Genomic DNA, 15,492 nt, shown 5'->3' with positions numbered 1-15,492 from the left:
GATTCTGCCCGCAGACGGGTCTCCAGATCGAGGGGACCTACCAGCAGCGCATCGCACTCAGCGACGGAGGCGATCGCTGCGCAATTCTGGACGCCGCGGGGACTTTCAATTTGCAGGACCACCATGATTTCCTGATTTGCCCGCGCTAAATATTCCTCCAAAGTGGCCGCGAAGTGGAGAAAATGAAGGGCTCCCCCGGCGCTGCGGGTACCATCCGGCGGAAAACGCGTTGCACGAACGATCTGCTGTGCCTGTTCGGGCGTTTCTACCATTGGCACGATGATCCCGAACGCGCCCGTGTCTAGGGCGCGTTTAAGATAAAACGGTGTTCCTTCGGGAACTCTGAGAAACGGGACGACGTTGTTGTCGGCAATCGCCCCTACGAGACGAGCGACGTCGGACCAATCTACCGCCGCATGTTCCATGTCGATTGTCAGCCAGTCAAAACCAAGGGGCAAAAGAGCTCGCGCCACGTGGTAGTTCCCCGACGTAATCCACGTTCCCCATGCGACCTGACCCTTGTGAAGCTTATCTTTAACAGCATTCGTCCGCATCGATGTTATTCCCCGCGTTTCGCTGGAAAACATCCTGTGCCGGTCAGTTTTTCAGCGAACCAAAAGCGAAAGACCTTTCCTTGCCGAAGCGTCTACAATAGAAGTATCCGCAGGCCTATTCTAACGGAGAATCGGGGGTTCCACGAGGTCAACGTCCACGGTGGTAGAGGTTGACTTGGTGATTGGCAGCATGTTGCGCCCCATTCCTGGGCCCGAGCAAGTGGAGAAAGGCGGCCGACCAATTCATGCTGGAACACGGAAATTCAACCACGGAGTTGACCGTGATCGAAAAAACTCTTAACTGGCACGATGAACAGTGGTGGCGGGCGGTGGAATTGTCTTCCCTCAAAGAGGGAGAAGGATTCCTTTTTTCGGCAGATGGCCACGAGATCGCCCTTTTTCGCGTCGGAGAAGAGGTATTTGCAGTGGACAATTACTGCCCGCACATGGGTGACTCGCTTTCTGCCGGAGAGATTTATCAGGGGGCGGTGATCTGCCCGCGACACATGTGGGCATTTCGTCTGACCGATGGACAGTGTCTGGATGTGGCCTCTCTCCGCGCGCGAATCTACCAGGTGGCCATCCGGGACGGGTGGGTCTACGTTAAAAAGCCCACGGACCCTGAGGACACTCAGTCGAAGTCCAAACAGTAGGCCTGCTTGTGAGTCGTGCCAGGCCCATGGAGAGTAGGCTCGGGAAACGATGTCCCCAGGGGGCAGACTATCCCGTTCCGTCGGAGGTGGAAGAGCGCTTTTTCTTTCCGCGAAGGTTTGACGTAACTAAAGACCGTCGCTTAACCGTCACCAGGAAGGACGCGCCGAGCCGAGTGCGTTATTGGAGCGTCAAAGACTCGCCGGGCTCCAGTACAACAGCTTTGACGGCGGTCTCTTTGTACACCCGTTCCGCCCAGGCCTGCACGTCCTGCGCGATGAGGGGCCAGGTATTGGCGTGGACAGGGACCACCATCTTCGGGTGAAGAAATTTAACTGCCTGGAGCGCGTCTTCGGGCCCCATGGTGAAATTGTCCCCGATGGGAAGTGCTGCGAGGGTTAGTCCTTCCTGCCCGATCAGTTGCATATCCAGGAAAAGGCCTGTATCACAGGCAAAATAAACCTTTCCTTCTGGCAGAGTGAGCAGAAATCCCGCAGCCACGCCCCCGTAGCTGCCATCCGGAAGCATCGACGTGTGTACCGCCGGAGTCATTTTCACCCGGCCGAAGGGAAACTCGTAACTGCCGCCAATGTTCATCCCGTGGGTCTTTTCCACGCCCCGCTTGGCCAGCCATTCGCAAATCTCGTAGGTAGAAATGACGGTGGCCTGATTTGCCTTGGCGATCTTTTCGGCATCGGCGATGTGGTCGAAGTGTCCGTGCGACACGAGGACGTACTCAGCCTGGACCTGATGCGATTTGACGGGGGCCACTGGGGAATCATCCAGAAAAGGATCAAGCACAATCCGCGTACCATTCGTTTGAATCAGCCAACTGCCGTGACCCAACCATTGCAATTCTGTGGCCATTCGTTTGACACCTCCTCGTTGTTCGTCAACGGACCCGGCGTTCGATCACCGAAGCCTCTCTGCTATGCCTGCGTTTTATCACGCTATTATACAAGCGCGGGAAACTTCTGCAGAATCTCCCACTCTGGACAGCTTATCCCCTGCCCTTACCCGCGGGATGACTCGTGTCAATCCGCAGGGCTGAGCTGTCAAGTTCCATTGGCAACCGACGCCCCTCCCCTGCCCTTCCCGAGGAGAAAAGACTCCGTCAAGTTTTCCGCAGGTACTGGCGCATGTGCCGTTTGTACGCCTCGACTCCCGGCTGACCGTAGGGATTGATGCCAATCAGGTAGCCTTCCGTGACAGTCGCCAGCATGAGGAACTGGAACACGGCCCCCAGCGTGCGTTCCTCGATTTGGGGAATGACAATCTCTGCCGTTCTGCGGAACGCCTCCGCGTAGGCCTGATTGGTTCCTTGGCGTGCGGCATTGAGAAGTTCGTGGATGGTTCGACCGGCGTATTCATTCAATCCATCGTCATCGGCATCACAGTGGGCGATGCCAAGAGGCACAAGCCGCTCTTTGGCAGGCCAGAGGTTGGTAAAGAGCTTGTCCCGGCGGCCTTCCTGATGCTGCTGACCGCGCGAGTGCAAATCGCGGGTGTTGACGACTGTCAGCGGTGTAGCTCCCTGGCCATTTTTGCCAAGGCTTTCCGAAAGAAGCTGATCATACCATAGGCCCAGCGCTTCCAGACGTTTGCCCCAGGTGGCAAGTACTCGTATGGAAGCGCCCCGCTGAATTTCCATGAGATGGCAGATCGCTACGTACTTGAGGATCAAATTTTCAGCCGGATCGTTTGTCCGAAAGGCCTCATTCGCAGCCATGGCCCCGTCCAGCAGGCCTTTCACATCCAGGCCGACCACGGCGCTGGGGATAAGCCCGACCGCGCTGAGCACCGAGAACCGGCCCCCAACGTCGCCGGGGAACGCAAACATGTGAGATTTCGGCACGTCCAAGGACTCACACAATCGCCACAAGTTGCTCCCCTCCTGACTTACCACCAGAATATGATCCCCAAGGGACAGCCCCTTCTTTTGGCAGTGGCCGCGGAGGGCCTCCACGAATATTCGAAAGGCGACAGCCGTTTCGATTGTGGACCCACTCTTGCTGATGACGACGATGCCCCATTTTTCATCCGGACGATTGTCCAGCAGCTCGATAAGCCCGGCCATCGTGTCGTTGTCCAGGTTGTTTCCCTCAAAATAGAGCCGTGGATACCCCCCACGTCTTGCTCGCGGAAGCTCATTGTGGTAGGGATGACAGCACCCTTCAAACAGTGCTCGCGCACCCATGTAGGATCCCCCAATGCCCAGCACTATGACGGAATCATGTTCCTGCCCGAATGTACCCGCGACCTCCACCATACGCTGAAGTTCGGAGTGCGATGCCAGAAGCTCCTCTGGAAGGTCGAAAAACCGTGAGTCCACGGGCTCCGGGAAAATCGGGGACGGCCGACCATTCTTCTTGTTTTCGACATCCGCAAGGACCTGGTCGCGGGAGGAGAGTAACCTCGGCCACAACCACGCGATGTCCTCTTGCAAAACGCCAGTTTCCTTCTCAATTGGCCTTGCCTGGGACGACACTTCGACCAGCGACGTGGTGTATTGAATGGGCAATTTCATACGAGGGTCCTTTCCAACACTCCGTGGTCAACCACATGCAGCGCATTGAAGTGGCCCAGATGCACTTCAAATTGGCATCGGACCAATAGTCCCACCTTTGGAAAGCATAAACACAAACGTTCAACGCGTTCCGGTATTGTCGTCGCACAACGCTTTGGCGGAACCCTTTATTGTCTCTCATCCGCGGGAATGAACGTAGGGGGCGCAGTTGCGAGATAACTGGGTCGGCGGATTTCTGAGCATTCTGCCCCTCATTTTGTCACAGTCGTCGTACTGCTCCAGAGGAGAGCTCCTACCGAGCCGGTATTAGCCGCCATTGCGGGACGGACTCGTCCACCTCAATCGCACGGGCACCCGCATAACGGTCGTACGTCATATTCATTTCCCCGATCGTGTCGAAGTATCCGACAATAAATGCTGCGCTGAAGGTCTGACCCGCCTTGATCGGATAGCCGCCGATCTCTTCAATCATGCACACATAGCCTCGCTGATGGCACCAAGCGTCGTAGACCATTGTGGGATCGAGGGTCATTCCCGCCAACCACGGCCCTTTGGCGCCCGTCTTAGGGTCGCGCAGACGATAGGCGCGAATGAACCGATCAGGCAGGGGCTGCTCTCCGCGGACATATCGGAAACGAGCATCCGGCGGAAAGTCCTCAAAAAATGTTTTCGCAGGACTAAAACCAAAATAGCTCAAGTAGACAAGGTCGAATGTATCACCGCTGTTGTGTCGGATGTGACCGGGCATATCAATGCGAAGAAATAACGCAGGACTATCGTTGACAGTTTCGACACTGTCCATTGTAAACACATACCTGGTATCACTGGGCACGATAATCCACTGCCGCCAAACGGAACCCGCGTTTTTTCCCGGTGCCGCAAGATAATAGCGGAATTCCTGCTGGATAGCGACAAAGTCCCTCCCGCGAACGATCCGAGGATGAAGCTCTCCGGCTTTCGTGCAAATTTGTGGACCTTCGATTGATCGTTTGGGGATTTGACCATGATAGAGATTATTAAACTGATAGACCAACTCGGGCGACAACCCGTTACGGTATGGCTCATCCGAGCCCGGCTCCATGAGCCAATCCACGATATCCAGACCAAACCCGGCATCTCGAAATCCCGTCTTTCGATCCACAAACGACTGCGCGGCAATACCGCTGACGTATCCTCTCTTTTGGATGGCCAGCTCCAGATGGGGAGTTACCACAGTGATTCGTTCGTCGGTTTCAGTCACGGTGTACTTGGGTGTTTGCTCGCCCATTGCAAAGCGGGCGATGGCCACGATGAGGAGTGTGCCCATTAGGAAAACGAGTTTCCCAAGGCCCAGCGAGAGCGCAAAACTAAAACCGGAGCCAATCTTTACCGCGACTGTCAAAATCACAACGGGCAATGGTTCACGGTCAGATAGAGAAGTCGGATTCCTCGCCATGTCTGTTTCCTCGTATGCTGGTAAGCCAAAGATTGTAGGCACGCCAGTTCCTGAGCTGCTGCAACGAATTCTTATCCTAACGTTACCGGCTTGCCAAAGGAATACACGCGCGGACCGCGTTTGACCAGGTGCTCGTCAACGGTGAAATTGCTCAACATGGGGAGAACGATGGGGAGTTCTTTACGCAGGAGTAACATTGGCTTTTAATGCGAGATACGCATAGTCATGATCTGTTGTAGAGAAAATTGCAAAAGATTCCGATTATCACCCACCAAAGGAGAACGGCGATGGCCAGACACGGGATTGCCACGATCGTTGCATCTCTCTTGTTTCTTCCACTGAGTTCTGCTCTGGAAGTCGAAACGCACTGGCCAGATAGTTACGACGTGGAGTGGCAGACGCCCAGCGAAGATTGTCGAGGATCGATGCCTCTCGGCAACGGCGAAGTGGCCGTCAATGCGTGGATCGAGAAGGACGGATCTCTGCGGCTTTATCTGGCACGATCTGATTCGTGGGATGAGTACGGGCGACTTCTGAAAATCGGGCGAGTGCGTTTTCGTATTCATCCGGTTCCTGAAGTCTCGCAGGAATTCCGGCAGCGGCTACGGCTCCGCGATGCAACGATGGTAGCTTCCTGGGGTGGCGGGAAGCAGTGGGTGACAATTCAGGTGTGGGTGGATGCCCACGCTCCGGTTGTCCACGTCGAGATAACCTCCGCTGCGCCGACCACTACCACAGCGATTCTCGAGCCGTGGCGCACAGAACCGATGGAAATTCAGCACCTCGAGGTCAGCGATGTCCTCAGTGATCGGGAGCATCCCGAGGGAAAACGCGGCAAACTCATCGTCCGACCAGATACGGTGCTTGAGAACTGCCCTTTTGGAATTGGATGGTATCACCACAACACAGAATCGATTGGGCCCGCGCTGACGGCCCGAATTCAGGGATTAGCGGATTTTTCCCGAGTCGATCCCCTGCTCCATCGAGTATTTGGCGCCGTGGTATATGCAGATAATGGACGAACGCTCAGTCCGCGGGAGTTACAAAGTATCGAGGGGACGTCCCATAGATTTAAAATATGGGTTTCCACACTTCATCCGGCGACGCCAGATCAATGGCTAAATTCTATCGTGCAACTCAAGAATGAATATGAAGCTGTCCCGGCGGAAAAACATCGGGAACTTCACTGCCAATGGTGGAAAGATTTCTGGGAACGACATTATATCGTCGTTTCAAGTTCGTCGCCGTTGCCGGCAGTTCGGATGGTCCCGGAAAACGAGCACAGGATCCGATTCGGCTGGGATCAGGCGGGGGGCAATCGCCTCAGCGGCGAGTTAGACCGCATCTCTCTTTGGGATATGCCTCTCAGTGATCTCGATATTCGAGCTCTCGCCCAGGTTGGCCCCCGTGAATCGATGAATGTGCGGTGGGCTGTGTACACCGGCTTCCCGAAACCAGGGGATATTTTGGAGGGTTCTGATAAGATCTCGTTCGATTCTGGCCTGACAATAGAAGCTTGGGTGAAGCCAGAGCAACTCCGTCCAGGCGGTGGACGCATCGTCGATAAGGTGACTCCGGGGCGAGACGACGGATTTCTGCTCGATACCTATCCCGGCAACAGTTTGCGGTGTATTGCAGGAAATCACATCTTGCAGGTAAAAGATGCTTTGCCCGCCGGTAAGTGGTACCACGTTGCGGTTACGATGGATCCCCAAAGTGGCGAGCTAAAGCTGTTTCTTAACGGTAATGTTGTTGCCCAAAAGAAAATACCTGTGGAAGATCCCGCTTACGTCGTTTCTCGCGGGTATTGCTTACAAAGGTTTATAAATGCCTGTGCTGGAAGGGGGCCGTATCCCATCAAGTTCAACGGGTCTCTGTTTACAGTGGCGTGGCCGGGAGCCGAAGGGGATGCAGACTATCGACGCTGGGGACCCGGATACTGGTGGCAAAATACTCGTTTGCCTTACTACACGATGTGCGCGGCGGGTGATTTTGAGCTCATGCAGCCGTTGTTTCAAATGTACGCAAAGGACCTTGTACCACTTTTTAAATTTCGGACAAGAAAATATTTTAATCATGGTGGCTTGTTTATACCGGAATGTATCTACTTTTGGGGCGACGTCTTCAGTGAGACATACGGCTGGATACCCTTTGAAGAGCGTGGCGAAGACAAGCTCCAAACAAGCCGCTGGCACAAATGGGAATGGGTCAGTGGACTGGAATTAGCATGGCTGATGCTCGATTATTATGAGTATTCCCGAGATGAGAAATTTCTAAAGGAAACGGCACTTCCTGTTATTGACGAGGTGCTGACCTTCTTTAACGAACATTACCAAGTGGGAAGCGATGGGAAGTTGGTGATGCATCCCGCCCAGGCTCTGGAAACCTGGTGGGATTGTACTAACCCGATGCCGGAAATCGCGGGTCTTCACGCAGTCCTGGAACGGCTCCTGTCCCTGCCTACAGGGTTAACGAATCAAGAATTCCGGAATCGCTGGCAAACGCTCCGGGCGAAAATTCCGGAATTGCCAGTGCGGGAAGTTAATGGTGTCACGATGCTGGCGCCTGCGGAGAAATATGCGACTAAAAGAAATATTGAAAATACTGAACTTTATGCTGTGTTTCCGTTTCGGGTAGTATCATTTGAAAAGCCGAATAATGCTTTGGGTATAGAGGCTTTGCACCATCGACTTGATCGAGGCCATGTCGGTTGGCGTCAGGATGAGATTTTCATGGCGTATCTGGGCTTGGCGGAGGAAGCCTGCGAGTATGTGGTGGCGCGGGCAAGCGAGTGGAACAGCGAGTCGCGATTTCCCGCGTTCTGGGGACCCAATTTCGACTGGGTGCCGGATCAGGATCACGGATCTGTGTTGATGATCGCGTTGCAGAGTATGTTGCTGCAAAAGGATGGCGAGAAAATGTTCTTGTTGCCGGCCTGGCCGCGGGATTGGAGCGTCCGTTTTCGGTTGCACGCTCCCTATCGCACGGTCATCACCGGCGAGTATAAAGACGGGCAACTTGTGTATTTGGATGTTGAGCCACCCGAGCGCAGAAAGGATGTCGTGTTGTGTCTGCAGCAAGGATCGGTCTCAAAGGGGAACTAGCCCGCGGGCTTTTGCGAGCCGTGGACCTTGGTCACACGCAGTTGCGAAGGCTAGGCTGTCCCTTGAGTCTGGCAAAGAGGTCGCGGATGTCCTCAACAATCCCTGTAAGAATAAACGGTCGAAGCCGCGTTTTCCGCACTAGGAAAAAGACTGACAAGCATAGGTCAGAAAGATGAAGCAAATTGCATGCAATCGAACGCCCGCCGTGAAGAAACATATATTCGCAAGGTGATGAAATAAGAACGCCACTAGTTGAACACAGATAATTATGTGGTTGCGAATTGAGAGTTTTCAGAACCGTCGCATAAAGGAAGCCGTTGCCCTTCGTAAGTCGGACGAACGCCGTAAAACCGGCCGCATCATCATTGATGGCGTCCGTGAGATCGGGCGAGCTTTGGAGGCGGGGGTAGTCATTGAAGAAGTGTTTTACTGTCCGACACTGGCCCCCGAAAAAGGGAGGCAACTCGTGGATGTGCTCGCTGCGAGGAACGTCACGATCTTAGAGGTGCCGAAACGTCTGTTTGAAAAAATCGCGTACGGAGAGCGAGAAGAGGGAGTCGTCGCGGTCGCAAGATGTCCGACGGTTTCCCTGGAGCACATTACAGTGAAAGATGGTTCGGAAGCACCACTTCTTCTGGTAGTGGAAGGAATCGAGAAACCGGGGAATCTTGGGGCGATGATCCGCACTGCTGACGGCGCAGGTGTTACCGGGGTTATCGCGGCAGATCTGCGTTGTGACATGTATAATCCCGCGGCCATTCGAGCAAGCCTGGGGACCATCTTTTGCTTGCCCGTTGTCGCCGCCAGTAGTGCCGAAGTTCTGGAGTTTTTGCAGCAGCACGCTCTGAAATGTGTGGCGGCGCGCGTGGATGGGACTTCTGCGTACTTTGAAGAAGATCTGACCGGCCCTGTAGCAATTGTTTTGGGAAGTGAGGCGGAAGGCCTAAGCCCGGCATGGCGCCAGGATTGGGTGAAATCTGTGCGTATTCCGATGCTTGGACGAGCCGACAGCCTCAACGTGTCGGTGGCTGCAGCCGTACTTCTGTATGAGGCCCGTCGTCAGAGAATGGTAGCGGCCGCCTCACGGCAAAGGTAAAGTTGGCGACTCATCTGCGGGATAAAACAGACGGGCAATGAGCGGTATCGCGCAATCGAGCCGAGACGGAGTTATCTCTGGTCACTCGGTCATGAGCTGAGAATAAATTTTTCTGGAGGCCAGCACAGATCAGTCTTCGTCTCGCGGAAAGGAGAAGAGCACGCGGAATCCCCGGCGAATAGCTCGACCCCAATCCGTGACCTGCTTGACGATCTCGTCGGATTGGGCGACTGGAAAAGCTCCTGCCTGCCACGCTGGTCTTGCCCACTCCCAGGGACGTTCGAGTACCTCCAGATCGATCTCCGCCCGGTCGATTGCCTGCTCAAGGTCTTCCATCCACTCTGGCCGTCGGTAACCGAAAGGAATATGGAACGATCCCAATTTTTCAGCGCGTTGCGTGAATTGGTCAAAATGATGGCCAGGTTGCCCAGCGGAAAGCTCCCGCATAGCCGGGCGAACGAGCGCCGCGATATGAGCCTCTTGAAGCGGTCGCAGGCAACCACCTTTCAATAACTCGTACAGGCCGGCCAGATGGATGCCGTGCATTTTCCGCAGCCGTTCATACTTTTTAAGAAAGACCTCATCCCAGCCGCGGAACTGGGTGGCCAGTTCGTTTTCCCAGGCCTCGGCGAGCTCCCACTGTTCATGAAGAAGAAGCACACGGTGGGCGACAATAAACGGTTTGAGCATCCACTGACGGCGCAGAAATTCTGCCTTGAGTTTGAGGAATTCCAGAAGGATGTAGAGATTTTGTCCATAGTCCGACTGGACGGTCATACTGTTATAGTCGAGATAGTCCTCGTAATTTTCCAAAATACTCTCGATAACTAAACGAAGGTATTCACCGGCCTTTGCCAGCGAGAGTTCTCCCGACCTCACGTCCTCGCTGAGTTTTTGAAACTGAGGTTCGTCGGACTCAATCATGGTTTCCAGCCAGCGTGTTGTGCCGGTCGTCAGCACGCCACGGAGGTTGGCCTGGGCCATGAACATGGGTGTGAATATCGCCTGGCCATAGTCAATAATAAACTTCCGGAGGTCGCGCCATTGTTTTTGAAAGGGCGTGGTCTCTAAAGTGGAGAGGTAAATTTCCTGGGATAGGGCCATCCAAAAATCAGCAAGCACCTGGCCAACGGTGATCAAGTTTTCGAGAATGCGATGCCGGTGTTCTTCTACGGAGATATTGGTATTCTGGGGTGCGGAAACAAGCGCCGCCATGATGCCTTCGGCAAGGGCCTCAAACAGCCGTTCGATTTCCGAGACTTTTCCACCACTTTCCACCTGCGATTGCTCGGCACTTTTGACAAAGCCGACAACGCTAAGCGCCGGCAAAACCCAACCTGCCCGGGATGCCAGGTACACCAGCAGCCCGAGGGAGCGGTGGAGAAGCCGCGCGTCGAAATAGTTTTTCGGTGACCCGCCGCGGCTGATTGGTTGGTAAAGGACTGGCCTTTCACTGACAAGCGCGGGAATTTTTTCCAGAGTTTCTTCAAAAAGTTCAGGTTGTGAGAAGAGGACCGCGCGGAGAACGATTGAGTACGTGTCTTCCCACTCGTCGCGAACACTTGGCTCGGTCGGGAAATGCTCTCCCATGGCGGCTCTGATCAAAAATCTCAAGTTGGCAATATCCAGCGCTGCATGGAGGGCGCGTTCTAAAAGTGACTCACGGATGTTTCTCCGGCGCTCAAATTCGATCATGCTATCCAACGAGGTGCCGGGAGGTGGGACGCGAAATCGTCGCAAGTCCTCGGCGAGCTGAAGGAGGTCCTGTTGGACGTGATAGCTGTGGCGATACCAGTTGATCAGTGTCTCCCTGGTGAACTCATCCTCGGGGAGTTGATAGAGGGTGCCCAGAAGCGAATCAAAACGGATCAGCATTATGGCGCTGAGAAAATTACAGCGGTCAAAAATCTCGTTGTGAATGGCGGCCAAACCAAAGTCGGTAGGAATGTCCTCATCGACGATCGACCCTTCATAACCGTCGTCAGCGCTGTCACGGAATATGACGCCTTCATAGGCCGCTTCAAAGAGACTTTCTGGCTCGCTATCGGGCTCCTCTTCTCCGGTGAAAGTAGCGGCTTGACGCTCCGTTCGGCCAAGCAGTTCGGAGAGTTTCGGCACCCGAAAAAAGTCTTCTGCGTTTGCTTCCAGAAAATCCATGAATTTGCGGGTTTGCTCCCACCGATGCTGCGGGTTTTTCTCCTGTTTCCAGAAGGCCTGAAACCAGCGGAGCACAATGACCTGGAACGATATCTCACCGCTTCCCAGTCCCACTTCGTGTGCCCGCGAGGCCCAATGTACCAGGAGGGTCATCGCAGCTCTCAAATCGCCGTGCTGGACAAGGGTATCGACGAGAAGACCGTAGCTAATCGCCGACTGCAGCGATTCTGCATGTTTGCGCCAAAACGCAAGATTATGCGCTTCGCTGGGTTGCTGTCGCCAGTCGTGGAGAACTCCTGCCACCTGTTCGGAGGCTTCGCATTCCTCGCGTGCCACAAAACTGTTAATGTCCGAGATGGCCGTAGTTCCGAACTGATCCCACCATTCCGCCAGGGCTGCGGCCTGTTGGGCAATCCTAGCGTCCAGATCGAGATCACCGGAAGCGGCTGCCTCCCGCCGCAGGGCGGCGAACTCCTGGAACAGTTCCTTCATCAGGCCAACTAGCTGATCCACACGGTGGTCGTAAATCGAATCCCGGGTGTGTGCGAAAATGGGAAACAGGCCACCGAATCCCAGAATGCACCAAGGATCAATGAGTGCCCCGCAGGCGATTGCGCGATGGAGCAGATCAATAGCCTCGGTCAGCCGATCAGCCGATTCCTTAATCCTTCCGCGGCGCAGAAGCCACTCGCATTCGCTGAGCTGGCATCGAATTTCACAGCGGATGCGAGCCGCACCTGAGTGGATACGGTGCATCCAGCGGCGAGCTTCCTGGATCGCCCCCATTCGCGCAAAGCAGTATGCCCACGCGGCGGCACATAATTCTTGCGATCGGTACGCCGATAATCGTTGGTTCAGGGCTTGCCGGGTTCCGCCAAAGGGCTGTCGAAGCTGGCGTGCTTCTTCCTCCAGGCGGGTCCGCCTTGGCCCGCTGCACCGGTTCAGCAGATCCACATAAAACTGGTCACGAAGTCTGGCAATACCCTGGAGCCAGCGGTCGATTTGGACTGTCGAAAGGATGCCTCCCGGTCGATCACCGCAAATACCGGAGGCCATGAGTGTGGTACCGGCAAGCACAGCCGCCGCTTCGAAGAGGCGTTCCTCACGATCTGCCGGGTCTGCTTCCTCGACACGTGATAAGACACTCTCGATATGGGCATCGTGTAGCACGAACCGACAGTAATATCCCCGCCTGTTGAGTTTGTGTGGATCCCACAATCCATAGAGGTAATTCGGGCGCTGCTGGACCGGGTGGTCCATATCATATCCGCGAGGATCGAGCACGATTTCCTCGAGTTGTTCGAGATCGAAAAGGGCCGCCCGACGCAAGTCTTCAGGAGTTTCTCGAAGGATGTTAAGAGCCATTTCAAGAAGCGCCTGATACCCTCCTACGGCGGCTCCGGCTCCCCTCACCCACAGAGGGACCGCGCAAACGTACTCATGATCGTACGGGTTGCACCGCCGGTCCCCTTCCAAAATGGCTATCGGGCGGTATCCCAGATAATCGTTGAGTTGCTTGAGGGTGGTCTTCACTAGTGTGTCAGAAACGGTAAGTTCGCCTTCCATGCTCGCGAGGGTTGCCAGGATCCCCTCGCAAAATCGAGCCAGCAAAAATGGATGGCAGTAATCATCAATTTGCCAGTGGCTTAAGAGGTCCCGGTGAAAATCACGGTAAGCCGGGATGAGGGTGTCAAAAAGAAAGCTCAGAACGAATTGAGCTCGGCTGAGGTCGGAAAATGCGATATTCCTTGCTGCGAGTTCCGCACCGGTGCGCACGAGATGATTCCGGAGGCTGTCAAGTCGTGGGCTTCGGGTATCGACTTTCTTGTTTGCCGACTCTGTCAGACCCAGAGAAAGAAAAAGCGCATTCCAGGCCCGGAAAAACTGGGGATCTCGAACACCATCCGAGAAATTGAGATACCCCAGAATGATTTCTTCGGGGGAATTGAACTTCTGCGGGTCTGTCATGGCGCGAAACTCCGGTATGGCTGCTCCTCCTTTAACTGGCTAATAGACCCCCAATGTGGCGGGTTGGTCGAGGGTCCGCTTCGGGGTCTGGAAGAGCCTCAACTATCACGCATTCTACCGCAGAGGCTCGTTTTTTATAACCGATGCGGGACGTCACCGGATATCGTCTCTTGTCGTGGGTTCGCCAGACTGGGCGGGCACGCGCCATTGCCTGGGCACATGGTTCTCTAGCGACATTCGGGGAACACAGCGTTTTTTTTCCAAACTGTCCAATTATCATGGATAATAGTCGGACAAGGGGTTCACTCCGCACGGGCTGCTGGGAGGCAGGCTGCCGGTATTCCTTGCAGTCAAAGCCAACGCGGTGACTGGATAGGGTGAAGCGGCTTTTCGAAAGGACGCACCTGGCGTTGAAGGCCTGATCGACAGTCGACATACGAGGCAGAGAGATGACGCAGCGCGCGATGAAACATGCCCGGTTGTTGCTGGTGATAGCAGTTCTCCTAATGGGGAGTTTTTCTGGGCACTCAAATTCCGGGGCGGCGACCCCAGACCTCATTCGACCTGAGCGACTGGCTCCTTACGGATTGGAGCTGGCCTGGTTTAATCAGGTGCAGATGGACCCTGCTGTTGGACGGATGACGAGCTGGCTTTTGGATCGGGGAACACTGTTTGTCGTGACCGACACGGCCGTGATTCAGGCATTCGATGCCGAAACCGGCCGCTCTTTGTGGGCCACCACGGTCGGGAGTCCCGATTTGCTCACCTTGAAACCGACGGCTGGCGAGCATCTGGTGGCGGTGGTCAATGGAAGCACAATTTACCTTCTCAACAGGCACACGGGGGTCATCCTTTGGAAACGGCAGACCGAAGGCGCAGTGGGAGCGGGCCCGGCCATAAGCCCCACGCGCGTGTTTGTGCCACTTATTCGCGGGAAGATCGAGTCGTATCGATTCGAATGGGCCACTCCCGAAATGGCAGCGGCTACCGGGACGCAGCTTTTGGGGACGACTACCTCTGAGCAAACGGGGACCAGCCAACCGGCTACCAACAACCGATCGGCCGGCGCTCAGGGGGCTCAGCAAGCTTCTCAACAGGCAGAGTCAGAAACACTTCCTCCCGATGCTACCGTGGCCGCCCGACCAATCAGCAAGGAGGAACTTCGCCTTTCCACAAAGCAGAGGCCGGGCCTGTTTGTGATGTCCTGGGGACACGCGCTTGTGGAACCCCGGCTAACCTATGCGGATTCTAGTCGGGAGCGGGTGGCCTGGCCGACTGATCAGGGATTGCTTTTCGTGGCTGAACTGGACGTGCGTGCAGATCTGCGGTTTCAGGTCCAGTACTTTTTGCAGACGAACGGAGACATTGTCGCACCGCCCTGCATCCGTCCAGGTGATCCGACGCTCCCCAATGATCCCAACCGCATGCTGTTTGTGGCAACGACTAACGGTTTTGTCCACGCCTTACGGGAGTATGACGGGAAGGTGTTGTGGCGGTTTTCCACGGGGGAACCTATCAACCAGTCGCCAGCCCTTGTGGGAGATGATCTCTATTTCACGACACAAACTGGCGGGCTGTATCGCGTGAAGGCCACCACCGGTGAGCTGGTTTGGTTCAGTCGTGGAATCAGACAATTTGTGGCTGCAAGCGACCAGCACGTTTACGGGGTTGATGGAATCAATCAGTTAGTCGTCATGGACGTCCAAACTGGTTCGCGGCAGGGACAGTTCGATGTGACACGTTATCCACTCCGATACATGAATTCGCAGACCGATCGAATCTACCTCGCGAACGAGCAGGGGTTGATTCAGTGCTTGCGAGAGAGCAGGTTGACACAGCCCATCCAGCATGTGGTGCCTGTCACCCAAGCCCCCAAACAACCGCCCAAGCCAGCGCGGGCTCAACCCCAGGCTCAACCGCAGCCCACAACATCGGCTCCGACTCCTCCCGCGGGTGAAAATCCGTTTCAATGATGAAATTTAATTGCTGGCCTGTCATTG

At 55.1% G+C, this 15,492-nt stretch carries 9 protein-coding genes; 4 read left to right on the top strand and 5 right to left on the bottom strand.

Annotated features, from left to right (window positions below):
* A partial coding sequence (locus ABJK56_RS00635) for an aldolase/citrate lyase family protein (RefSeq protein ID WP_347242736.1) occupies positions 1-554 on the bottom strand: 554 nt, incomplete at its 3' end.
* A gap of 281 nt (positions 555-835) precedes the next feature.
* Here ABJK56_RS00635 and ABJK56_RS00630 point away from each other — a divergent pair.
* Positions 836-1,207, top strand: coding sequence for a Rieske (2Fe-2S) protein (locus tag ABJK56_RS00630; RefSeq protein ID WP_347242735.1), 372 nt, complete (start codon positions 836-838; stop codon positions 1,205-1,207).
* Positions 1,208-1,385: 178 nt separating this feature from the next.
* Here ABJK56_RS00630 and ABJK56_RS00625 read toward each other — a convergent pair whose 3' ends face one another.
* The 3 genes from ABJK56_RS00625 to ABJK56_RS00615 all read right to left on the bottom strand — a co-directional run bounded on the left by ABJK56_RS00625 (position 1,386) and on the right by ABJK56_RS00615 (position 5,167).
* Positions 1,386-2,072, bottom strand: coding sequence for a metal-dependent hydrolase (locus tag ABJK56_RS00625; RefSeq protein WP_347242734.1), 687 nt, complete (start codon positions 2,070-2,072; stop codon positions 1,386-1,388).
* A 247-nt stretch (positions 2,073-2,319) separates the two neighbouring features.
* Complete coding sequence (locus ABJK56_RS00620; protein ID WP_347242733.1) at positions 2,320-3,732, bottom strand: glucose-6-phosphate isomerase; 1,413 nt, start codon at positions 3,730-3,732, stop codon at positions 2,320-2,322.
* Between the two features lie 292 nt (positions 3,733-4,024).
* Positions 4,025-5,167, bottom strand: a complete 1,143-nt coding sequence (locus tag ABJK56_RS00615) for a hypothetical protein (RefSeq protein ID WP_347242732.1) — start codon at positions 5,165-5,167, stop codon at positions 4,025-4,027.
* 287 nt (positions 5,168-5,454) lie between these two features.
* Between ABJK56_RS00615 and ABJK56_RS00610 the strand changes: the two genes are divergently transcribed.
* On the top strand, positions 5,455-8,271 hold the full coding sequence (locus tag ABJK56_RS00610) for a DUF5703 domain-containing protein (protein WP_347242731.1): 2,817 nt from the start codon (positions 5,455-5,457) through the stop codon (positions 8,269-8,271).
* A gap of 268 nt (positions 8,272-8,539) precedes the next feature.
* A complete protein-coding gene (locus tag ABJK56_RS00605; protein WP_347242730.1) occupies positions 8,540-9,367 on the top strand; it encodes an RNA methyltransferase in 828 nt (275 codons plus the stop codon).
* Between the two features lie 129 nt (positions 9,368-9,496).
* Here ABJK56_RS00605 and ABJK56_RS00600 read toward each other — a convergent pair whose 3' ends face one another.
* Positions 9,497-13,492: a hypothetical protein gene (locus ABJK56_RS00600; RefSeq protein ID WP_347242729.1), complete on the bottom strand. Its 3,996-nt coding sequence runs from the start codon at positions 13,490-13,492 to the stop codon at positions 9,497-9,499.
* A 449-nt stretch (positions 13,493-13,941) separates the two neighbouring features.
* On the opposite strand from ABJK56_RS00600, the gene ABJK56_RS00595 reads away from it, so the two are divergent.
* A complete protein-coding gene (locus tag ABJK56_RS00595) occupies positions 13,942-15,465 on the top strand; it encodes a PQQ-binding-like beta-propeller repeat protein (RefSeq protein ID WP_347242728.1) in 1,524 nt (507 codons plus the stop codon).
* Positions 15,466-15,492: the final 27 nt, after the last annotated feature.

It is taken from the genome of Thermogutta sp., assembly GCF_039793925.1.
Classification (GTDB): Bacteria; Planctomycetota; Planctomycetia; order Pirellulales; family Thermoguttaceae; genus Thermogutta.
This window is presented reverse-complemented; position numbering and strand designations above follow the sequence as displayed.